Annotated in this window: 23 protein-coding genes and 1 pseudogene; 18 read left to right on the top strand and 6 right to left on the bottom strand. The window is 47.8% G+C overall.

All coding sequences use genetic code 11. The annotated features are described in order from the left end of the window. Nucleotide 1 precedes the first annotated feature (1 nt). The 5 genes and pseudogenes from thiM to NYE28_RS19905 all read left to right on the top strand — a co-directional run bounded on the left by thiM (nucleotide 2) and on the right by NYE28_RS19905 (nucleotide 3849). Nucleotides 2–820, top strand: coding sequence for a hydroxyethylthiazole kinase (gene thiM, locus NYE28_RS19925; protein WP_167340923.1), 819 nt, complete (start codon nucleotides 2–4; stop codon nucleotides 818–820). Then, nucleotides 817–1491 (top strand): thiamine phosphate synthase, encoded by a 675-nt coding sequence (gene thiE / locus NYE28_RS19920; protein WP_039063815.1) that lies wholly within the window; start codon nucleotides 817–819, stop codon nucleotides 1489–1491. Before thiM ends, thiE begins: the two co-directional genes overlap by 4 nt. 105 nt (nucleotides 1492–1596) lie before the next feature. Then, a pseudogene (locus tag NYE28_RS19915) lies at nucleotides 1597–1886 on the top strand (Efem/EfeO family lipoprotein); the annotation flags it as partial. Between the two features lie 18 nt (nucleotides 1887–1904). Then, a complete protein-coding gene (efeB, locus tag NYE28_RS19910; protein ID WP_059367556.1) occupies nucleotides 1905–3161 on the top strand; it encodes an iron uptake transporter deferrochelatase/peroxidase subunit in 1257 nt (418 codons plus the stop codon). 85 nt (nucleotides 3162–3246) lie between these two features. Further along, nucleotides 3247–3849 (top strand): DsbA family oxidoreductase, encoded by a 603-nt coding sequence (locus tag NYE28_RS19905; protein ID WP_326146375.1) that lies wholly within the window; start codon nucleotides 3247–3249, stop codon nucleotides 3847–3849. Between the two features lie 20 nt (nucleotides 3850–3869). Here the strand turns inward: NYE28_RS19905 and NYE28_RS19900 are convergent, their stop codons facing one another. The 3 genes from NYE28_RS19900 to NYE28_RS19890 all read right to left on the bottom strand — a co-directional run bounded on the left by NYE28_RS19900 (nucleotide 3870) and on the right by NYE28_RS19890 (nucleotide 5601). Continuing rightward, the gene (locus NYE28_RS19900; protein ID WP_342490227.1) at nucleotides 3870–4544 is read right to left on the bottom strand and encodes a glycosyltransferase family protein; all 675 of its coding nucleotides are present in this window, start codon (nucleotides 4542–4544) and stop codon (nucleotides 3870–3872) included. Beyond that, entirely contained in the window at nucleotides 4544–5224 is a 681-nt protein-coding gene (locus tag NYE28_RS19895; RefSeq protein WP_337681131.1) for a class I SAM-dependent methyltransferase, read from the bottom strand. Before NYE28_RS19895 ends, NYE28_RS19900 begins: the two co-directional genes overlap by 1 nt. A 215-nt stretch (nucleotides 5225–5439) precedes the next feature. Next, a complete protein-coding gene (locus tag NYE28_RS19890; protein WP_003150917.1) occupies nucleotides 5440–5601 on the bottom strand; it encodes an anti-repressor SinI family protein in 162 nt (53 codons plus the stop codon). 335 nt (nucleotides 5602–5936) lie between these two features. Here NYE28_RS19890 and NYE28_RS19885 point away from each other — a divergent pair, with 335 nt between their 5' ends. The 4 genes from NYE28_RS19885 (at nucleotide 5937) to galT (ending at nucleotide 9793) form a co-directional block, all read left to right on the top strand. Continuing rightward, on the top strand, nucleotides 5937–6560 hold the full coding sequence (locus NYE28_RS19885) for a TetR/AcrR family transcriptional regulator (RefSeq protein ID WP_015240820.1): 624 nt from the start codon (nucleotides 5937–5939) through the stop codon (nucleotides 6558–6560). Nucleotides 6561–6639: 79 nt separating this feature from the next. After that, on the top strand, nucleotides 6640–7026 hold the full coding sequence (locus tag NYE28_RS19880) for a GtrA family protein (RefSeq protein WP_032869853.1): 387 nt from the start codon (nucleotides 6640–6642) through the stop codon (nucleotides 7024–7026). A gap of 51 nt (nucleotides 7027–7077) precedes the next feature. Then, nucleotides 7078–8262 (top strand): galactokinase, encoded by a 1185-nt coding sequence (locus NYE28_RS19875; RefSeq protein WP_007407714.1) that lies wholly within the window; start codon nucleotides 7078–7080, stop codon nucleotides 8260–8262. Further along, a complete protein-coding gene (gene galT, locus NYE28_RS19870) occupies nucleotides 8252–9793 on the top strand; it encodes a UDP-glucose--hexose-1-phosphate uridylyltransferase (protein ID WP_326142831.1) in 1542 nt (513 codons plus the stop codon). Before NYE28_RS19875 ends, galT begins: the two co-directional genes overlap by 11 nt. A gap of 18 nt (nucleotides 9794–9811) precedes the next feature. On the opposite strand, the gene NYE28_RS19865 is transcribed toward galT, so the two are convergent. Continuing rightward, nucleotides 9812–10057, bottom strand: a complete 246-nt coding sequence (locus NYE28_RS19865; RefSeq protein ID WP_003150926.1) for a GlsB/YeaQ/YmgE family stress response membrane protein — start codon at nucleotides 10055–10057, stop codon at nucleotides 9812–9814. A gap of 503 nt (nucleotides 10058–10560) precedes the next feature. On the opposite strand from NYE28_RS19865, the gene qoxA reads away from it, so the two are divergent. From qoxA to qoxD, 4 genes are read left to right on the top strand one after another with little or no spacing between them, the layout of a single operon-like run. After that, complete coding sequence (qoxA, locus tag NYE28_RS19860; protein ID WP_087920812.1) at nucleotides 10561–11526, top strand: cytochrome aa3 quinol oxidase subunit II; 966 nt, start codon at nucleotides 10561–10563, stop codon at nucleotides 11524–11526. Nucleotides 11527–11553: 27 nt separating this feature from the next. Continuing rightward, nucleotides 11554–13503, top strand: a complete 1950-nt coding sequence (gene qoxB / locus NYE28_RS19855) for a cytochrome aa3 quinol oxidase subunit I (protein WP_012118743.1) — start codon at nucleotides 11554–11556, stop codon at nucleotides 13501–13503. A gap of 14 nt (nucleotides 13504–13517) precedes the next feature. Beyond that, complete coding sequence (qoxC, locus tag NYE28_RS19850) at nucleotides 13518–14132, top strand: cytochrome aa3 quinol oxidase subunit III (RefSeq protein WP_003150930.1); 615 nt, start codon at nucleotides 13518–13520, stop codon at nucleotides 14130–14132. 1 nt (nucleotide 14133) lies between these two features. Beyond that, complete coding sequence (gene qoxD, locus NYE28_RS19845) at nucleotides 14134–14502, top strand: cytochrome aa3 quinol oxidase subunit IV (RefSeq protein WP_007407711.1); 369 nt, start codon at nucleotides 14134–14136, stop codon at nucleotides 14500–14502. 43 nt (nucleotides 14503–14545) lie between these two features. On the opposite strand, the gene ywcE is transcribed toward qoxD, so the two are convergent. After that, nucleotides 14546–14806: a spore morphogenesis/germination protein YwcE gene (gene ywcE, locus NYE28_RS19840; protein ID WP_003150937.1), complete on the bottom strand. Its 261-nt coding sequence runs from the start codon at nucleotides 14804–14806 to the stop codon at nucleotides 14546–14548. 293 nt (nucleotides 14807–15099) lie between these two features. On the opposite strand from ywcE, the gene NYE28_RS19835 reads away from it, so the two are divergent. The 4 genes from NYE28_RS19835 to NYE28_RS19820 all read left to right on the top strand — a co-directional run bounded on the left by NYE28_RS19835 (nucleotide 15100) and on the right by NYE28_RS19820 (nucleotide 18962). Continuing rightward, nucleotides 15100–15558, top strand: a complete 459-nt coding sequence (locus tag NYE28_RS19835) for a GNAT family N-acetyltransferase (RefSeq protein WP_042635595.1) — start codon at nucleotides 15100–15102, stop codon at nucleotides 15556–15558. A 201-nt stretch (nucleotides 15559–15759) separates the two neighbouring features. Further along, entirely contained in the window at nucleotides 15760–16947 is a 1188-nt protein-coding gene (locus NYE28_RS19830) for an FtsW/RodA/SpoVE family cell cycle protein (protein WP_007407709.1), read from the top strand. A gap of 102 nt (nucleotides 16948–17049) precedes the next feature. Then, nucleotides 17050–17799, top strand: coding sequence for an oxygen-insensitive NADPH nitroreductase (nfsA, locus tag NYE28_RS19825; protein WP_007407708.1), 750 nt, complete (start codon nucleotides 17050–17052; stop codon nucleotides 17797–17799). A gap of 161 nt (nucleotides 17800–17960) precedes the next feature. Then, complete coding sequence (locus tag NYE28_RS19820) at nucleotides 17961–18962, top strand: LLM class flavin-dependent oxidoreductase (RefSeq protein ID WP_059367565.1); 1002 nt, start codon at nucleotides 17961–17963, stop codon at nucleotides 18960–18962. Nucleotides 18963–19003: 41 nt separating this feature from the next. Here the strand turns inward: NYE28_RS19820 and NYE28_RS19815 are convergent, their stop codons facing one another. Then, nucleotides 19004–21415, bottom strand: coding sequence for a S8 family serine peptidase (locus NYE28_RS19815; protein ID WP_136396703.1), 2412 nt, complete (start codon nucleotides 21413–21415; stop codon nucleotides 19004–19006). 525 nt (nucleotides 21416–21940) lie between these two features. On the opposite strand from NYE28_RS19815, the gene NYE28_RS19810 reads away from it, so the two are divergent. Continuing rightward, a complete protein-coding gene (locus NYE28_RS19810) occupies nucleotides 21941–22255 on the top strand; it encodes a hypothetical protein (RefSeq protein WP_012118738.1) in 315 nt (104 codons plus the stop codon). Nucleotides 22256–22267 lie beyond the last annotated feature (12 nt).

Raw genomic sequence — 22267 nt, 5'->3', positions numbered from 1 at the left:
CATGGACGCACAAACCGCAGCTCAACACTTGAGTAAAGTGCGGGATCAAAACCCGCTCGTTCACAGTATCACCAATAATGTCGTCACGAACTTCACCGCTAACGGACTGCTCGCGCTCGGCGCATCGCCCGTTATGGCTTATGCAATTGAGGAGGCAGCCGACATGGCGAAAATCGCAGGAGCGCTCGTCCTGAATATAGGCACCCTCAGTTCGGCGTCGGTTGAAGCTATGATCGCAGCCGGAAAATCGGCCAATGAAAACGGCGTTCCGGTCATTTTTGATCCGGTAGGCGCCGGCGCCACGCCGTTTCGGACGGCATCAGCCAGCAAGATCATACAGGAGGTCCGCTTGTCCGCCATTCGCGGAAATGCCGCGGAAATCGCCAATATTGCCGGCGCCCCTGATTGGAAGATAAAAGGCGTGGATGCGGGGGAAGCCGGAGGAGATGTGGTTCAGCTCGCAAAGACGGCTGCAAGCGGGCTGAAGACGGTCATTGCGATTACCGGAAAAACCGACGTCATCTCCGACGGCGACGACACATACGCCGTACATAACGGTGATAAACTGCTGACGAAGGTGACGGGGGCGGGATGCCTGCTGACGTCTGTAATCGGAGCCTTCTGCGCAGCGGAGCAGGACGTTCTGCAAGCGGCCGTTTCAGCCGTTTCTGTATACGGAAGCGCCGCTCAGCTTGCCGCTCTGGACACCTCCCATAAGGGGCCGGGCAGCTTCCAGATTGAGCTTTTAAACAAGCTGGCAAGCATCTCAGAACAAGAAGCGGCCGAGCTTGCCGCAATTGAAAGGGTGATAGAAAAATGACGCGTATTTCTCGGGAAATGATGAAGGATATGTTATCGGTTTATTTTATTATGGGATCAAACAATACAAGCGCAGACCCCGTTTCCGTGGTGAAAAAAGCCATTGAGGGCGGCGCTACGCTTTTTCAATTTCGGGAAAAGGGGAGCGGTTCTTTAACAGGGGAGGAACGTGTTCTGTTCGCGAAGCGGGTGCAGGATGTCTGCAGGCAGGCCGGGATTCCTTTCATCATTAATGATGATGTCGAATTGGCCTTGCGCCTTGAGGCGGACGGAGTGCATATCGGGCAGGATGACGCAGACGCCGAAGAAACGAGAGCGGCAATCGGCGATATGATTCTCGGTGTGTCGGCACATAACGTCTCCGAGGTGAAGCGGGCGGAAGAAGCCGGAGCCGATTACGTCGGAATGGGCCCGGTCTATCCGACCGAAACAAAAAAAGATGCTGAAGCCGTGCAGGGCGTTACATTGATTGAAGAGGTGCGGCGTCAGGGCATCACCATTCCGATTGTAGGAATCGGCGGCATTACGGCTGACAACGCGGCGCCCGTCATTGAAGCGGGTGCAGACGGCGTCAGCATGATCAGCGCCATCAGCCAAGCCGAAGATCCAAAAGCGGCGGCGCGGAAGTTTTCAGAGGAAATTCGGCGCTCCAAAGCAGGGCTGTCCCGATAGGGCGGCCCTTTTTCTGTGTGCGCAAAAAGGCAGTGACGGACTTGGAGAATATAAGCCGTATGTCAAGAACAGGGCAATCAGCTTGCAATATCGACCGAAGTGTTTGACGGCTCTATCGCTTCGCTCAAAGTGATGACTGAACCAATCACCGCCGGCGCCGAAGGCTTAAAAGCCCTCTACGAAACAGTGAAAAGCTCGCAGTGAGAGATCATTTCGAGATCACGGAAAAACTTGATGCGGAATTCAGCGAATTTGAAGTTTTGATGTCGAAATACAAAACGTGCGATCAATCGTATATGTCTTGTGATACATTAAGTACAGATCAAATCAGAGAGATAAGCACGAAGCTGACGGCTCTTTCTGAAACCATGTCGAAGATTGCCGATGTGCTTTAAAAGGAGTTAAGACGCAGCATGAGCGATGAACAAAACAAGGAAAAACAGATCCACAGACGGGATGTCCTGAAGTGGGGCGCCGTCGCGGGCGCCGCCGTCGCTGTCGGAGCGAGCGGCCTCGGAGGACTCGCCCCGCTCTTCAAACCGGCGGCCACCGCTTCAAAGAAAAATGATGAAAAAAGGGATCGTGATCAAATCGTTCCTTTTTACGGGAAGCACCAAGCAGGAATCACAACGGCGCATCAGACGTATGTGTATTTTGCGGCGCTTAATGTCATGTCAAGCGACAAAGCCGATGTCATCTCCCTTTTCAAACAATGGACAAGCCTGACGCAGCTGCTGACTTCAGGCGCCGTCCCGTCGGGCGAACAGAAAAATAAATATATGCCTCCGCAGGATACCGGGGAGTCGCAGGATCTGGCACCGGCGAATTTGACCGTTACCTTCGGCTTCGGCCCCGGGTTTTTCGAGAAAGACGGGAAGGACCGCTTCGGACTGAAAGATAAAAAACCGAAGCACCTCGCCGATATTCCGCCGATGCCTAACGACAAGCTTGATAAGAAACAAGGCGGCGGTGATATCGTCATACAGGTCTGCGCGGATAATGAACAAACGGCGTTTCACGCGGTGCGCAACCTGATGAAACAGGCATCGGGGGTGTGCGAAGTCCGCTTTCTCAATAAAGGTTTCTTAAGCGGCGGGAAAAACGGGGAAACACCGCGCAACCTCTTCGGATTCAAAGACGGCACCGGCAACCAAAGCACGAAGGATGAAAACCTGATGAATTCGATCGTTTGGGTTCAATCAGGAGAGCCGGACTGGATGACGGGCGGCACGTACATGGCGTTTAGGAAAATTAAGATGTTTTTAGATATATGGGACCGTTCATCCTTGAAGGAACAAGAGGACACGTTCGGACGGGTGAAAAGCTCGGGCGCGCCTTTCGGACAAAAAAAGGAAACCGATCCCGTGAAGCTGAATCAAATTCCCGCCGACTCGCATGTCAGCGTGGCAAAATCAACCGGCAGACAGATTCTGCGCCGGGCATTTTCCTATACGGACGGAATTGATCCAAAGACGGGCTATGTTGACGCAGGGCTGCTGTTTATCTGCTTTCAAAAAGACCCGGACCGCCAATTTGTCCCGATGCTGAAGGCTTTGGCGGCAAAGGATGCGTTGAATGAATACACACAAACGATCGGCTCTTCCTTATTCGCCTGTCCCGGCGGCTGTAAAAAAGGAGAATATATCGCCCAAAGGCTGCTGGAATCGTGACACCTTCCATATGGAGGGTGTTTTTAAAAAAACACTTGTAACTATATGTGTTACAACTTAAAATGAAAAGGAAAGGAGACTTACAATGACACTGCAGATTAAAGTATATTCTGATTATGTATGTCCGTTTTGCTTTGTCGGCAAAGCGGCGTTTGAAGAAGCAATCAAGGACAAGGACGTACAGGTGGAATGGATGCCGTTTGAATTGCGTCCGAGCCCCTCGCCGAAACTTGATCCGGTGAATGATCCCGCCAAGCGGCAGATGTGGAAAAACTCCATTGAGCCGATGGCGCAGTCGTTAGGCGTTGAAATCACGTTCCCCCGCGTGTCACCGCATCCTTACACGGATTTGGCATTTGAAGGCTTTCATTTCGCAAAGGAACATGGGAAAGGAAGCGAATACCATACACGCGTTTTTCAGGCGTTCTTTCAGGAAGAGCAAAATATCGGTGACGTTGGCGTGCTGACAAAGCTTGCGGAAGAAGCCGGACTTGACGGCGCTCCCTTTAAAGAGGCGCTTGAGACAAGAGCGTACAGACACGTACAGCGGGAAGCGCTCCGCCATGCTTATGAGGAAGCCGGCATTACGGCAGTGCCGACGTTTATCATCGGCGATGAGAGAATCCCTGGCGCGGCGGGAAAGGAAACCTTTGAACAAATCATTGAGCGGGAACTGAATAAACGTTAACCCGAAAAAAGCCCTCTCGATCAGCGAGAGGGCTTTGCCATATAGTGTTTGACAAATGTTTGTCTGTCCGCTTCATATGCCGCGGCGTCAAATGAGTCGCCGCAAAAATGAAGGCACCAAGGGTCTTTCTGGCAGGCGACGCCGACTTGATAGCCGTGTTTTTGAAATTCAAGCGACTGTGATGTGTCGTAAAAATGAAAGCCGCGAAACAAATCCTCCCGCCACTCCACGTCATATTGAGCCGCCATTAACAAGCCGTCAATGGCGTCAGCGGGCGTAAACAGGCCGTCTTCATCGCCGTGCTCAAAGTCCAGCGGGTGATAAGCATTCCCCCGGTATTCAATCACTTTTCCCATCTGCTCTCCGCTTTCCCACCAAATACCGTTCGGCGGCAGGGTTTTGCAGCCGGCGACACCGAGAAGGCCGAGCTCCTGATGAGATTGAAAGATATGAAGCATGTCATGAAGGAAATGCTGATGAATGATAAAGGTATCCTGATGCAGATAAATTTTATATTTGGAGGGGTGTCTCAGCGCTTTGTTGTAGGACGAGGCCATGCTTGCTGAATCGTATATCGGCATGATATCAACGGAGTATGATGGGGGGACGGTAAGCTGCATGATATGGCTCTTGCACCGGGAGTAGAGCGGCTCGTCATTCACACAGACGACAAACAGAAATGAATGTGAATCCATTACATGCTCCTCTCGGCCTCAATCACATATTGATACGCCGATGCTTCTGCCATAAAGTCATGCCTTATGCCAAGCTGTATGCATACTTCGTGCAATGCTGCGATGGCTTTGTGATAAGAGGGGTGATCAACGCGGATCGCCTCAATGCGTTTCACCTCATAACCGGCGGCTTTAAATAATGAAAGCGTCTCTTCACGGGTAAAAAAACGCAGGTGGGTCTGATCCATTAATCCGGCGTCACTGTAAGTCCATTTGCCGGCTAAAAGCTCCAGCACCACTGAGATGTGGCCGACATTCGGTATGCATGCAAGCACCGTGCCGTCTTTTTTTACATAAGGACGAAGCTTTTTCAGCACGGACCACGGATCGATAAGATGCTCAAGAACGTCTCCGAACAGCATGCAGTCGAATTGTTCTGATTCGTACGGAAGAATGGCGGATTCAATGTCGCCGCAAAGCACGTGGCTCAATTTGCTTTCCGCCTTTTTTGCGGCTTCGGGATACGCTTCAATGCCGTAAACCGTTATTCCGCGGTCTTCGATCGCCGCTCCTAAATTGCCTGTGCCGCAGCCGACATCAAGCACTGTCCGCCAGTTTTCGTCTATTTTGTTCAATAAATAAGGATTCAGGCCTTCGTAGTAGTTCTGTTGTTTTTCATCATAATAGGGATTCGTATCCATCTGTGTATCACCTCATAAATGGGCATATACACAAGATATGCAGCGGGGGATCTCATATCACCATGTTTGGCTGTTCAATTGCGGAATACGGACGGGAATGGTTGTCCGGTATACGGTTTGTTCTCTGATTCCCCTCTTATTGCGGATGTTCCTTTGAAAACTCGGGTGCGGGCGGACTGTGGCAGGTCATATAGTAAAAGGATCCGCCTGTAATCTTACCGCTGGCGGATGGTGTTTTTCATTGGTGTTTTTTTCTTCACCGCTTTTTCAGTATTTAAGAAGCGCCTCACATCGTCAATGTGCAAACCCATGATTCTAGCCTCTTGAATTAACAATTGCCAATCTTGATCTATATCTTTCATTACATGAGTTTTCATAAGAACCTCCAATTGAAAAATTGATTTGCCCAGCTACAGCAGCCAATGTATAACAAATATCACACATAGTTGGCCGGTAATCCCAAATTGAAGATGAATTCACCTACCTATTCCCTAAGAAAATGACTGAAATAACCAAAATCCTTCAAGAATTCTTACGTATAATAATAAACAAATAAATACTGACTGGATAGTATGCAAATAAAAATAAATCATATGACCTATTAACATTTACCCTCAAAGCGTCGACTAGCATATTCTTTTTGCATAAAAAATACCGCAAAAGAATGATTCGGTGTAAGATAAAGTGAATGATCAAACAGCTGGGGTAAAAAATGAAAAAAAACAAATTTCAAATTAAGAGAGAAGAAACATTTGAAAGTTTTATTGACGCAGGCCTTCATCTCCTGATTGAAAGAGCTTACGATTCAGTCTCAATCGATGACATCAGTAAAGCGGCGGGTTTCAGCAAAGGCGCGTTTTACGTTCATTTTGAAAGCAAGGAAGATTTTCTGAAGCATTTATTAGACAGGCGTCAGATTAAAAAAAGGATCATCACCGGCTATCTCGATGAATTAGAAAAGCAAAAAGCGCAGCCGTTGACGCTTTGTGAAGCTGCGGCAAGCGCGGCCAGCCTGCTGATGCGGTTTGTAAACAGCAAGCCTGCCTGGAATGTTGTGTCTTTTGCCGTTCATATGCCTACTTACAAAGTCGTCAGTGAATATGAAGCTTATATCCGTCTTTATAAGTTATGGATAGAAGAAAGCACCATGTACATAAATTGGCTCAAATCGAGAAATTTAATAGAAGACCATATAGATACCGAGCATACCGCTAACATGATGTGCGCGCTCATCGACGGGATGATTAAGCAATCCAATGTGCTGGGAAGGCCGGTTACTTTCCGCAGCATGTTTGACGCGCTCTATGTTTTTGTCAGCGGCAGAAAATCAGGGTAACGTTCTTCTTGATTTGACAAAAGGTTTAGAAAAGTCTTTCAGAAAGCGAGGAACTGCCATGCGCTACAGAGAAATTATGATGTATATCATTATGGGGATATTCACGACCATCGTGAATATCGCCAGTTTTTACTTTCTGACGTCGGCATTTGAGATGGATTACAAGGCGGCGACTGTCGCTGCTTGGGTTCTGTCCGTTCTATTTGCATATGTCACGAATAAACTGTATGTATTTCAGCAAAAGACCGCGGGGATGCGGAGTCTGATGAAAGAATTGACGGCCTTTTTCAGCGTGCGGGTATTGTCTCTAGCCATCGATCTCGCCATGATGATTCTTCTGGTCAGTCAATTTCATATGAACGAAACGTTGGCGAAAATCGCCGATAACGTCATTATCGTAGTCGTCAACTATGCGGCCAGCAAGTGGATTGTCTTCAGAAAAGCGAAAGAAGAGGGCGTGTCATAACGGTTTCTTTCCGCGCCCCGGGGGAAAGTGTAATGGTGAAAGGGGATGCGTATGAAGCACAAAATAAAGAAAGCGTTTGCTGATGTATTCGGGGAATCGGAGGACCTGCGCATTTTCTTTGCGCCCGGCAGAGTGAATCTCATCGGAGAGCATACGGATTATAACGGGGGCCACGTCTTTCCTTGCGCGCTGACGATCGGTACATATGCAGCCGTCCGGGAGAGAGGGGACAGGCTCGTCAGAATGTACTCTCATCATTTTAAAGATGCGGGCATAAAGGAATGCAGTCTCGATAATATCCGTTATCAAAAAGAGGACGGGTGGGCCAATTATCCGAAAGGGGTCATGGCGGAATGTCTCGGCAGCGGTTTTTCCCTTCCGCACGGCTTCGATATTGTGTTCTGGGGAAACATCCCGAACGGCGCCGGGCTGTCATCTTCGGCTTCGATTGAACTTGTTACGGCGGTCATTCTCAAGGAATGCCATGAGCTTGAGGCGGATATGCTCGACTTGGTGAAGCTCGCTCAGACGGCGGAGAATTCCTTTATCGGCGTCAGCTGCGGAATAATGGATCAATTCGCCATCGGAATGGGAAAGAAACATCATGCGATTCTGCTGAATTGCGGGACGCTCAGCTTTGAATATACAAAACTCGGGCTGTCGGGGCTGTCGATCGTTATTGCAAATACCAATAAAAAACGAACGCTTGCAGACTCAGGCTATAATACGAGGCTCAAGGAGTGCGGGGAAGCGCTTTGTGATCTTCAGAAGCATCTTTCCGTTCAATCACTGGGAGAGCTGACCCCTTCCGCTTTTGACGCCCATGCGGAGCTGATTCAGAATGAAGTGAACAGACGCCGGGCGAAACACGCCGTCTATGAAAATCACCGCACAATAGAGGCCGCCGACATGTTCAGTAACAATCAGCTTCATCATATCGGTGAATTAATGAGGGATTCGCATCTCTCTTTACGCGATGACTACGAGGTGACGAGTCATGAGCTGGATACACTGGCTGAAGCGGCCTGGCGCCACGGCGGGGTGATCGGATCAAGGATGACGGGAGCCGGTTTCGGCGGCTGTACAGTCAGTATCGTCAAGGACGATGCGGTTTCGGATTTTATTGAAACGGCAGGGGCCCGCTATGAGGAGAAGACAGGGAGAAAAGCTGACTTTTACACGGCGGATGTCGGAGCCGGAGCGAGAGAACTAAAGGGGGATGACGATGGCAATTGAGCGGCACGTGGAACGTTTAATCCGGTACGGATTGCAAAAAGAGCTGATTTCATTTCTTGATATTGAATATACGAGAAACCGTTTGTATGAAGCTTTGCATATCACCCATCCGGAGGTTCCAGAACAGAAAGAAAATGTATCGGCGGCATCATTGCCGGACTTATTGGCCCCGATTTATGAATGGGCGGCAGAAACGGGCCGGATTGCAGCCGATACAGACACCTATCGCGACCTGCTGAGCGCGAAGATCATGGGCTGCTTTGCCCCGCAGCCGTCCGAGATTGTCCGTCGTTTTGAAGAAACAAAGGCGGTGCACGGACCGGAGCAGGCGACAAAGGCGTTTTACCGATTTTCAGAGGATGTGTATTATATCCGTTCGGACAGAATAAAGCGGAATGCCGGGTGGACGGCTGAGACGGCTTACGGAAAGCTGGACATCACGATCAACCTTTCAAAACCGGAAAAAGATCCGAAAGCAATTGCCGCTGCCAAAGAGCAGCCGCAATCCGATTATCCGAGATGTGTTCTTTGTAAAGAAAATGTCGGGTACGAGGGGAGACCGGATCACCCGGCGCGTCAAAACCTTCGTGTCATTCCGGTACTTCTCGGCGATGAGCAGTGGTTTCTGCAATTTTCTCCGTATGTGTATTACCGGGAGCATTGCATCGTTTTGAAAGACCGGCACGAACCGATGAAGATCAGTAAAAAAACGTTTGACCGGCTGCTGTCGTTCGTCAGCCAGTATCCTCATTATTTTCTCGGTTCCAATGCTGATCTGCCGATTGTCGGCGGCAGTATTTTAAGCCACGACCATTTTCAGGGGGGCAATTATGAATTCCCGATGGCGCGGGCGGAGACAGAAAGCCGGTACAGGCTGCCTGACTATCCGAAAACGGTGTTGGGAATTGTGAAGTGGCCGATGTCGGTCATCCGCCTGCAAAGCGAGAGTGCGTCTGAGCTTTCCGGCGCGGCGGATGCCATCCTGCGGGCGTGGCGCGGTTATTCCGATGAGGCGGCTGATCTCCTCGCCCATTCAGGAGAAACACCGCACAATACAATTACGCCGATTGCCCGGCGGAGAAACGGTTTATTCGAATTAGATCTCGTCCTCAGAAATAACCGCACCTCTGATGAGCATCCGCTGGGAATTTTTCATCCCCATCAGGAAGTTCATCACCTGAAAAAAGAAAATATCGGACTGATTGAGGTAATGGGGCTTGCGATTCTGCCGGGCCGCCTTGAACAAGAAATGAAATACACGGCTGAAGCGCTGTGCTCACCGGACCCGGAAGCGGTCTTAACGGCAGACCCTTCTGCGGCAGCGCATAAAGATTGGGCGCTCAGTGTGCTGCATAAGCGGAAGGTAACGAAAGAAAACGCGGAACAGATTCTGAAAGAGGAAATCGGCCATGCCTTTGCGCGGATACTGGAGCATGCCGGCGTCTTTAAACAAACAGAAGAAGGCAGAGCGGCTTTCCGGCGGTTTATCCGCCATTTGGGCGCTCTACCGGAAAAAAGCCCCATCCCATAAGGGACGAGGCTTTTTTTTTTATCCTCTGCTTCTGGCGATCAGGCTGAATAAGAACACCACGATCGCAGCTCCGATGATTGCCGGAATAATGGCAAAGCCGGCAAGGTGAGGACCCCATGTGCCGAGCAGTCCGTGCCCGATCCATGCGCCGATCAGACCGGCGATCATTGACCCGATGATTCCCCCGGGCATACTGCCTTTTACAAATAAACTTCCGATCCAGCCGATAATAATAGCGACAATCAGAGATACGATAAAACCCATAAATATCACTTCCTATTTTTTATTATTTATGCCTATATGTTTCCTTCGTTTTGTCCATATTAAACATATAAATGTGTTTTTTATAATGAACATATCAAGGCGCGTTCCGGTCTTTTTTTTCATAATGCGTTGCGTTAAAATGGAAACCGTGTGAAAAGGTGTGAGCAAAGGAAAAAATATTTCTTTTGTAGAATGTTTAACAAAATGAAACTTTTTGTTGACCAGCGTTTTTTATTATGGTAAACCTTTATTTGGTATTATTTCGTTCTCACTATCTTTTTTCTCTATATATGCTAAATGATCTAAAACTTTTTATGTTTGATTTGCGCAAGTGGAAAAAGTTCATGCATTTTTTGACGATTTTGTGACATTAGGTCGAAAAAAAGATGAACTTTAGAAAAAAATAAAGCTAATAAGGGCAGATTTTGATAGCATAACAAGGTAGATAGAGAAAAGATTTTGAGAAAGTACATTTCAGATTCACTACATCAATAGGAAGGATGGTGATCTTCTTGTTCAGAGCATTTAAACCGTTACTTTTAATAGCGATGTTGGCTGTTGTTTTCGTACTGGGCGGATGCAGCGACATTTCCGTTTTAGATCCGAAAGGACCTGTAGCAGACCAGCAGAAAGATCTGATTCTCTTGTCAATCGGATTTATGCTGTTCATTGTCGGCGTCGTATTCGTACTATTTACAATCATTTTAGTGAAATACCGCGACCGCAAAGGCAAAGACAGCGGAAATTACAAGCCCGAGATGCACGGCAACACGTTCTTAGAAGTAGTCTGGACAGTGATCCCAATTTTAATTGTTATTGCACTTTCTGTGCCTACCGTACAGACGATATATTCGTTAGAAAAAGCGCCTGAAGCGACAAAGGATAAAGAGCCTCTTGTTGTTTATGCTACTTCGGTAGACTGGAAATGGGTATTCAGCTACCCAGAGCAGGATATTGAGACGGTTAACTACCTGAACATTCCTGTAGACCGTCCGGTTTTATTTAAAATTTCTTCAGCCGATTCAATGGCATCGCTATGGATTCCTCAGCTTGGGGGGCAAAAATACGCGATGGCGGGAATGCTGATGGATCAATACTTACAGGCTGACAAAGTGGGAACATATGAAGGCCGCAACGCGAACTTCACCGGCGAACACTTTGCCGACCAGAAATTCAACGTAAAAGCTGTTACGCAAAAAGACTTTAACAGCTGGGTGAAAAAAGCCCAAAGCGATTCTCCAAAGCTGACGAAAGAGAAGTATGACGAACTGATGCTTCCGGAGAATGTCGGTAAATTAACGTTCTCTTCTACACACTTAAAATACGTTGACCACGGCCAAGATGCCGAATATGCGATGGAGGCGCGCAAACGCCTTGGCTACAAAGCCGTATCACCGCACTCTAAAACAGATCCGTGGGAAAATGTAAAGAAAAACGAATTTAAAGTATCCGACGATAAACAAGATTGAAATTGAACAAGAAAGGAGGAAGCCCGAATGAAATTGAGATGGGATGAATTTTTTGTAACAGGTGACCCATTAATTCTGGGCGCACAAGTTTCCATTGCGCTTTCCACTATCGCTATCATCGTTGTACTCACATACTTCAAAAAGTGGAAATGGCTCTGGTCTGAATGGCTGACGTCTGTAGACCATAAGAAACTTGGAATCATGTACATTATCTCTGCTGTTATCATGCTGTTCCGCGGCGGGGTCGACGGCTTGATGATGCGCGCCCAGTTAGCGCTTCCTAATAACAGTTTTTTAGACTCAAACCACTATAATGAGATCTTTACGACTCACGGTACGATCATGATTATCTTCATGGCGATGCCGTTTTTAATCGGTCTGATCAACGTTGTCGTACCTTTGCAGATCGGTGCGCGCGACGTAGCATTCCCTTACTTGAACAACCTGAGTTTCTGGACGTTCTTCGTAGGTGCGATGCTTTTCAATATTTCTTTCGTTATCGGAGGTTCTCCGAACGCAGGCTGGACGAGTTACATGCCGCTGGCAAGCAACGACATGAGTCCCGGGCCTGGTGAGAACTTCTACCTGCTCGGTCTTCAGATTGCCGGTATCGGTACGCTGATGACGGGTATCAACTTTATGGTGACGATCCTGAAAATGCGTACGAAAGGCATGACGCTGATGCGTATGCCGATGTTTACATGGACGACGCTGATTACAATGGTTATTATCGTATTCGCCTTCCCTGTTTTGACAGTGGCATTGGCGCTGTTATCATTTGACCGTTTGTTCGGCGCTCACTTTTTCACGCTGGAAGCCGGCGGTATGCCGATGCTTTGGGCTAACTTGTTCTGGATTTGGGGACACCCTGAAGTATATATCGTTATCTTACCGGCATTCGGTATTTTCTCTGAAATTATTTCAGCGTTTGCAAGAAAGCAGTTATTCGGTTACAAAGCGATGGTCGGCTCAATTATCGCCATTTCCGTCCTGAGTTTCCTTGTATGGACTCACCACTTCTTCACAATGGGGAACAGTGCGTCTGTTAACTCTTTCTTCTCGATTACAACGATGGCGATTTCGGTTCCGACCGGGGTTAAAATCTTTAACTGGCTCTTTACGATGTATAAAGGCCGGATCAGTTTTACAACACCGATGCTGTGGGCGCTCGCGTTTATCCCGAACTTCGTTGTCGGCGGGGTAACAGGGGTTATGCTTGCGATGGCTGCAGCGGATTATCAATACCATAATACGTACTTCCTCGTATCTCACTTCCACTATGTGCTGATCGCGGGTACGGTATTTGCATGTTTCGCAGGATTTATTTTCTGGTATCCGAAAATGTTCGGCCACAAGCTGAACGAAAGAATCGGAAAATGGTTCTTCTGGATCTTTATGATCGGATTTAATGTATGTTTCTTCCCTCAATACTTCTTGGGGCTGCAAGGTATGCCTCGCCGTATTTACACATACGGACCGAATGACGGATGGACTGCATTGAATTTTATTTCAACTGTCGGAGCCTTCATGATGGGTGTCGGATTCTTAATCCTTTGCTACAACATCTACTACAGCTTCCGCTACTCTACTCGCGAGATCAGCGGAGATTCATGGGGCGTGGGACGTACGCTTGAGTGGGCGACTTCATCTGCGATTCCGCCGCATTACAACTTTGCGGTGCTTCCTGAAGTGAAATCTCAAGATGCGTACCTGCAATTGAAAGAAGACAAAACGGATATTCATCCGGAAAGCAAGTTCAAGAAAATCCATATGCCGCACAACTCCGGAAGACCGCTTATTATGTCAGTGGCGTTCGGTATTGCAGGCTTCGGACTTGTATTTGAATGGTTCTGGATGGGCATTGTCGGCTTGATCGGCATTCTGCTTTGCATGGTGCTTCGTTCATTTGAATATGACAATGGCTACTATATACCTGTTGAAGAAATAAAAGAGACGGAAAGAAAGATTTCCGAATAAAGGAGGCGTGATTTATGGAACATGCAGAACACGGCAATTCTAACGCGCCTATGGAATATCAATCTGAAACCGGCAGACTCAATATTCTCGGGTTTTGGATCTTTTTAGGGGCAGAGATTGTGTTGTTCTCAACACTATTTGCAACCTTCTTCGTTCTTCAAAGAAGAACAGCAGGAGGAGTCTTACCGGCTGAATTATTTGAAGTGAAGCTTGTCATGATCATGACATTCCTGCTTCTGATCAGCAGTTTCACCTGCGGGATCGCTGTTCATGAAATGCGTCGCGGAAGTTTAAAAGGCGTCGTCATTTGGACGATCATTACGCTTCTTCTTGGCGCGGGCTTCGTCGGATGTGAGCTTAACGAGTTCATCCACTATGTACATGAAGGAGCATCTCTCGGTACAAGTGCTTTCTGGTCTGGATTCTTCGTCCTTCTGGGAACGCACGGAACGCACGTAACGATCGGTATCTTCTGGATTGCCGGCATCTTACTGCAATTGAAGAAACGCGGATTAACGCCGCAGACGTCTTCAAAAATCTTTATCTCAAGTTTATACTGGCACTTCTTAGACGTTGTTTGGATCTTCATCTTTACAGGCGTCTATCTCATCGGATTGGGGGGACTATAATATGGCAAACAAATCTGCTGAACACAGCCACTTTCCGTGGAAGCATATCGTAGGTTTTGCGTTGTCTATTATTCTGACCCTGCTGGCCCTTTGGGTTGCAGTATATACGGAATTAAGCCCATCAGCAAAACTCTGGATCATTTTCGGATTCGCATTTATCCAAGCCGGTCTTCAGCTTCTCATGTTCATGCACATGACAGAAAGCGAAAACGGCGGAATTCAAGTCGGAAACACGCTCTTCGGATTTTTCGGAGCGATTGTTATCATCCTTGGTTCCATCTGGATCTTTGCGGCGCACTACCATCACGGTGACCATATGGATGGAAACCCTCCTGGCGGTGCAAAGCATCATTCCGAACATCAGGAATAAAAAGAAACCCTCTTCGTTTATGCGAAGAGGGTTTTTTGTGCCTTTATTGGCTTCTTCTCCGGCGCAGGCGCGGAAGGCCGTAAATGATAAAGGCGGCGATATGGGCAACGATGACGTTGACGGCAAACAGGATGATCATAAGTGTGTGGCCGAGAGGGGATAGGCTGCTGGTTGCGTAAAAGTAGAAGAAAACCCACATGAGAATAATTGGCGGTATGGCCGAAAGAGCGACTTTTTTGTTATCCAGCCAGATAAAGAGGGGTGTTGCGCTTGCGACCAGTAAATAAGCAAAAAACATGTCCATCTTACATGTCTCCTTTCATTTTATGGGAGCGTTTCCAAAATGAAATACAGAGAATAAAATGTGTCTGTTTTGTGGTCGTTTTTTGAACATTTTGTTACAATTATTATACCATGTTTTCCAATTTTTGATACCGCTTTTTAGAGAAATGTATTGCAACTATTGCCTCATTTTTGGATAGGTACAAGAAACCGGAAAGGCCAAATACCCTGTCACATTTCCGGACAATGGAATGGCGCAGGCTGTGAACCTTTGCTATGGTCAATAGAAAATATGCACAGCAAGGGTGGTTTGAAGTGGACGTAAGGAAAGAAGATGTCACAGCGCCGGATGTCTTTGCGCTTTTGCAGGATCATCTGAAGAGCATGACCATGCATTCTCCTCCGGAAAGTATACATGCGCTCAATGCGGACCGGCTGCGTCAGCCTGACGTTACGTTTTGGAGTGCGAGGGAAAACGGCATCCTGCTCGGCTGTGGTGCCTTAAAGGAGCTAAACAGCCGGCACGGTGAGATCAAATCAATGAAAACCTCTCCGCATCATGTCAGAAAAGGCGTTGCCAACCGGATCCTCCGCCATATGCTTGAAGAAGCAAGGCGGCGGGGCTATCAGCGGATCAGCTTAGAAACCGGTTCTATGGAGGCTTTTCTCCCCGCCAGACGCCTGTATGAAAAAGCCGGGTTTCAATATTGTGATCCGTTTGCACATTATAAAGAGGACCCGAACAGCTTGTTTATGACGTTAAACATAAGCTGAAACCCCTTTTCTGACGAGAAGGGGTTTTTTATCGGAAAAGTTTCATCATGACCGAAACATTTCCTTTTCTGACACGTCATATGTCGTGTAGTCCCCAAACCGTAAAAAATAAAAAGGAAGCAACCTCATCATGTTTTCTTGAACGGTGTTCATGTATAATAAACAATAGTGACTTCCGATGAAAATGTAAGGCGGGATAGAATGAGTCGATATAAGAAACAGCAAAATCCCTATTATCAGGGGGATTTGATTTTTATATTTGGTGTGTTTTTAATAATTAGTGTTGCGGCGATTTATGCGGCCGGACAGTTCGGGCAGTACGGAGGCAGTGCCTGGATGAAACAGATTGTCTTCTATGTTATAGGTGCGGGATTCATCGGATTATTGCTGTACTTTGATTTAGAGCAGCTTGAGAAACTGAGTCTGTACGTATTGATTGCCGGCGTGCTGTCGCTGCTCCTTTTGCGTGTGGCGCCGGAATCCATCGCGCCGATTAAAAACGGAGCGAAGAGCTGGTTTCAAATCGGAAACTTTACCCTCCAGCCCTCTGAGTTTACGAAAATAGGAATTATGATGATGGTCGCGTCCATTATATCGAAGGCGGGCCCGAAGGATCAAAGGTCACTTCGGGAAGATGTCAATCTGCTTTTGAAAATTGCGGCATGGACGGTTATTCCGATCGGGATGATCGTTTTGCAGGATGCCGGAACGGGTGCGATCTGTCTGTTTATCGTTATGGTGATGGTGTTTATGTCAGGTGTAAACTGGAAGCTGATCACCATTATCGGCGGTTCGGCCGCGCTTGTGCTTGGCCTTTTCTTAGTTCTCGTGATTGAATTTCCCCACGTGGCGAATTCAATCGGCATTGCGGATTATCAAATTAACCGGATTACATCGTGGATGTCTGACTCCAGTGCGGCAACGACTCAGGCAGAGAGCGATAAAAGCTGGCAGGTGGATCAGGCCGTTATGGCGATCGGATCGGGCGGCATTACCGGAAACGGCGTTCATAATCTGAAGGTGTACGTACCTGAGGGACAGACCGACTTTATCTTTGCGATTTTGGGTGAAAGTTTTGGATTTTTAGGCTGCGCCATTGCGGTTGTCATGTTTTTCTTTTTAATTTACAGGCTTGTGGTGCTGATTGACCGCTTGCATGCGTTTAACCGATTTGGCGCGTTTTTTTGCGTAGGATTTACTGCACTTATCGTGATTCACACCTTCCAGAACATCGGGATGAATATCGGCATTATGCCGGTTACCGGTATTCCGCTGCTGTTTGTCAGCTATGGGGGGAGCTCGGTGCTTTCTACATTAATCAGCTTCGGGATCGTATATAACGCAAGTGTGCAGCTGACGAAATATAAAAGCTACTTGTTCAATTCTTAATGTGAGACGGCTCGTTTTTCGGGCTGTCTTTTTTTGTTTAGAGCATTTCGCTTTTGACATGATTCCCTTTCGGATATGATATAGAAAGAAGGAGGCTTTTATATGAACAATACCATCGAAACCATACTTAATCATCGGTCGATCCGATCATTTACTGACGAGCTTCTGACAGCAGAAGAGATAGATACATTAGTGAAAAGCGCCCAGGCGGCGTCAACGTCCAGTTACGTGCAGGCTTACTCCATCATCGGCGTAACTGATAAGGAGAAAAAGCGGAAGCTGGCGGCACTGGCCGGAAACCAGCCTTACGTCGAGAATAACGGGCACTTGTTTGTATTTTGCGCTGATTTGTACCGCCATAAAAAACTTGCTGAGGAAAAAGGCGAAAACATTACCGAGCTTCTTGAGAATACAGAAATGTTTATGGTCAGCGTCATTGATGCCGCACTTGCCGCACAAAACGTAAGTGTTGCCGCGGAATCAATGGGACTTGGCATTTGTTATATCGGAGGCATTCGAAATGAACTTGATCAGGTGACGGAAGTGCTTGGTACACCTGACCATGTGCTGCCGCTGTTCGGCTTGGTAGTCGGTCATCCCGCTCATCCGTCCGGTCAAAAGCCGCGCCTGCCGAAACAAGCCGTATATCATGAAAACACGTACGATACGAATGAAGAACACTTCCGCAGTTATATGAAGGAATATGATGAAACCATTTCCGCTTATTATGATAAACGGACAAACGGCAAGCGGGTTGAAACGTGGTCTGATCAAATCCTGCAGTTCATGAAACAAAAACCGAGAACCTATTTAAATCAATATGTAAAAGATAAAGGTTTTCAAAAGAATTAAGAAAAAACCTCTCCTGACCGGGAGAGGTTTTTATGTTTCACGTGTAACATATTTCGACAAAATGGAACAAGGTATATAAATGTTTATCATCAGGGATGCTTATAAGCATGCAGAAAGAAAAAACGGCTTAGCAGTGGTACGATGTTGATGAGGTGACAGTGATGATTTCATTAAGCATATTAGATCAATCTCCTGTATCAGAAGGGAGTTCCGCGGAAAGTGCTCTGCGGAATACAGTAAGACTGGCGCAGGAGGCGGAAAAGCTCGGATATAAGAGGTTTTGGGTGTCAGAGCATCATTTTTCAGAGCGGTTGGCGGGTTCAAGCCCTGAAGTGCTGATCAGCCATATTGCGGCGAAAACGAATGAGATTCGTGTAGGCTCGGGCGGTGTCATGCTTCCGCATTACAGCGCATATAAGGTGGCGGAGAATTTCCGCGTGCTTGAAGGGTTGACGCCGGGCAGAATCGATCTCGGATTAGGGAGAGCGCCGGGCGGAATGCCGATCGCATCATGGGCGCTGAATGACGGCGGGAAGCGTAACGCTGATCAATATCCGCAGCAGCTTCGTGAGCTGGCGATGTATTTGCATGATGCAGCCGACGACAATCACCGTTTTCCGAATCTGACCGCATCACCCCTTATTAAGACGGCGCCGGAAGTCTGGCTTCTCGGTTCTTCGGGGGAAAGCGCGCTTCTGAGCGCAGAAATGGGAGCAGGCTATATGTTTGCTCACTTTATTAATGGAGAAGGCGGAGAAAGCACGACAGCACAATATAAGCGCAGATTTAAACCTTCTGTATTAGGAAAAGAACCAAAAACAGCCGTGGCGGTGTTTGTGCTGTGCGCGGACACGGAGGAGAAAGCGGAGGAACTCGCGGCCGTCATGGATTATACGCTGCTTGCGGGTGAACAGGGGATTCCGCTTCACGGCGTACCGTCTTACGAAACCGTCCGCGGCAATACGTACACACCGTATGAACAAAGACGAATTGCCGATAATCGGAATCGAATGATCATCGGAACGAAGCAACAAGTGAAAGAACAGATTCTGGCTCTCAGTAAAGCATACGGAACGGAAGAAGTGATGGCTGTGACCATTACTCATCACTTTGAAGATAAACTTCAGTCATACCGGCTGCTTCGTGAAGCTTTTGCCGAATGATCAGGAAGAAACCCTGCTGATGCTCCAGCAGGGTTGTTCGGTTATTCAATGATAAAAGGTTTTTCAGTCAGCACCTGGCTTGATTTCCCTTTGTTCGCGGCATAGGCCAGCATATAATATTCTCCTGCCGGCAGTGCGGTGTCACCATTGACTTTGCCGTTCCAGTCGAAATATTGATAGCCTTTATCCTGCTTTTTGTAGATGCCGGCTTGGCCGACAAAGTCAAGATTGCTATCATATACAAGGAAGGCAAGCTCTTCGGCTCCCGCCGGAAGATAGGTTTCAATTTGGTAGGTTCCCTGCGTTGTGCCGTCCTGCACGTCGATTGACGTCACGCGCGGATAGTCCGGCTCTTTTACAATCAGCAGCGTCGGCACTTTTGCGACTGTTTTTCCGCCTTCACGCACTGTGACGGTTCCCTCATAGGTGCCTGCCTTTACTTTTTTGGCATTGACCTTTACTTTCGCATTGACCTTTCCGGTTTGATGAGCGGGGATCACGACCCGGTCTGTGCCCGAAACGGTAATGCCCGTGCCGTTGAAAGAGTACTCGAGCTGATATGATTTTCTGATGGACGATTGGTTTTCAATCGTAAAGGTTTCTTTTTTCGTTTCATTGCCTTTGTCTTTCATAAACGTTCCGTAAGAATAACTTCCCGGGGCGACAAGGGAGTCTGCTTTGATCGCCTTCATGATTCTGATGCTTCCGGCGCCTTGCGCATTATGCGGGTATACGTCACCGTCCGCGTCCGTTAAGGTTTCCGCCGTGTTCATGAGAGCTGCTTTTATTTGTTCCGGGCTCCATTTCGGTTTGGCCTGCTTGATGACGGCAGCTGCGCCGGCTACATGCGGGGAAGCCATGCTCGTTCCCTGCTTCGATCCGTAGCCGTACGGGTCGGCCGGATCATGGGTCGGAATGGTGCTGACGATGTTTACGCCGGGAGCGGAGACGTCAGGTTTAATCATCCACGTGTCCATAACCGGACCGCGTGACGAAAAGTCTGCCATTTGTTCAGTGAGCGATTTAGCCACGGATAAATTGAATGTCGCTTTTGTGCCGCCCGCTTTTAATTGGCTGACGAGTTTTTCGCCGTCTTCTGATGAAAGCTTAATCGTCGGCACGGACATGCCCGGTACGTTGGCTTCAATTTCTCCCGGGGCATTGTTATACACAACCATACCGATCGCGCCCGCTTTTTTGGCGTTGTCTGCTTTATCCACAAAGGCGATGCTGCCCCGTTTGACGACCGCGACTTTTCCTTTCAGATCTTTGCCTTCAAAATCCTTTTGCTCGCCGATACCCGCCTCTATGAGGTCTGTTTCTTTTTTATTCAGTGCTTTTATGTCATCTTCTTTGTTGTAGCCCATTACTTTCGCTGAGGAATAGGAACCGAAGGAGACGGCGTACTCGTTCAGCGGCAGCTGTGTCGCTCCGACGGAGATGGCTTCTCTGGACGTTCCCGGAGAGCCGACGGTCCAATTGTTCGGCCCGCTGTTTCCGTTTGATGTAACGGCCGTGACGCCTTCTGACATCGCCCAGTCAAGCGCCGTGCTTGTCGCCCAGTCTGGGTTATTCACAGAATTGCCGAGAGAAAGGTTCATGACATCCGCTCCGTCCTGTACGGCGCGTTCGATGCCGGCGATGACGTTCTCCGTTGTTCCGCTTCCGCCCGGACCGAGCACACGGTAGGCAAGGAGTGTAGCATCGGGCGCGACGCCTTTAATCGTTCCGTTTGCCGCTACCGTGCCCGCGACATGGGTTCCGTGGTCAGTCGACGCGCCTCTCGGATCACCGGACGGCGTTTCTTCAGGATCATAGTCGTTATCCACAAAATCGTATCCTTTATATTGTCCGAAATTTTTCTTTAAGTCAGGGTGTTTATATTCGACACCGGTGTCAATAATGGCAACCTTGACGCCTTTACCCGTATAGCCGAGCTTCCACGCGTCATTTGCCCCTATATAAGGCGCGCTGTCATCCATCTGCGGAGACACGGCATCCTTAGATAGGGTGATGTCTTTATCTTTGAGCTGATCGGTATGATAGGTGACATTCGGATAAACCGCTTTGACATCCTGATCACTCAGCAGTTTGGGGATTTCATTTGCCGGGAGTTTCATGGAGAAGCCGGAAAACACTTGCTCATATTCCCTGTTGATTTTTCCGTGTTTAATGGTTTTGAGCGCTTTCTTTTTCACTTTTGCGCGTTCGCTTTTCAGCTTGCTTTTTGTCTGTGCTTTGCCGAGTTCCTTTGCTTCCGCCAGTGACTTTTCCTTGAGCTCCACGATGACTGTCGTTTGTTTGCCGGTGGTCATATCAATGTCACCGAACACCTCAGCCTTCTCAAGATCAGGAGTTTGCGGTTTTGAAGCCGGCGCAGCCTGTGAACTTGTGGATAAGGTAAAGGATAAGACAAAAGCCGGAAGCAGATAACGGATGATTCCTTTTTTCAATCGTGTTTCCCCCTTTTTCTTTATCTAAATTAGAAATCTAGTATATATTTCTTGAAAATTCAAAATAATCCTTGTGACATATGACTCATTTATGGAAATTGGTCTGTGAATAAGGAGGGAGTTATACACAGAATCCTGTGTATAACTGAATAAATTTGTGTATATATATTGTTGGGAACGAGTGTTCTTATACAAAATATAGATCGAGTTTGTGGATATGTGGATATACCCTGTGTTTAAGCTGTGCTTAACCAAGGGATAAGGTGTGTATAACTTTTTTTATCGGCTTTTCCATTTTTCAGGTCATTTCCATCAGCTTTCAACAAAACTTCTGAAAACTAGTTTGTTTTTTCACTCATATTGTGACAAACAATTCGCCCGGACGCGTCTATCATAGAGTCATAGGGTTGCTAGACCCGCTAGTTTTTAGCGGAGAAGGATCGGCCGCCTTTTCCGTTAAAGCGGAGAGAAAAACAGGCCTGCGAACAAGCTGTCTGTCAAAAAGAAGCGGAGGGATGATTTGCAATGAAACGTTTGCTAGTATCTTTACGGGTGTGGATGGTCTTTCTGATGAACTGGATGGCGCCGGGTAACGGAAGATATCCATTAGCCGCCGTGTACGGAAACCAAGCGGCTTATCATAAGAAAGCGAAGCGGACGGCTGGGGCTTTTTCGTTTGTGAGCCATGTCCGATCGGCGGATTTGACCGATGAAACGAAATCGGCCCGCGGCAGGCTGGATAAAAACCGATGGATGCCTGTTCGCAAAGAATTGCCGAAACGGGAGCGCGCGGGTCCGGCAACTTTACATCATATGAAAAAGAGGGTACAATCCCACTAAACATATGAACGG

Origin of the sequence: Bacillus sp. FSL R5-0443 (genome assembly GCF_038608285.1) — a bacterium.
Lineage (GTDB): Bacteria > Bacillota > Bacilli > Bacillales > Bacillaceae > Bacillus > Bacillus velezensis.
Note: the sequence above shows the minus strand (reverse complement) of the source record. Positions and strands in the feature narration are given on the sequence as shown.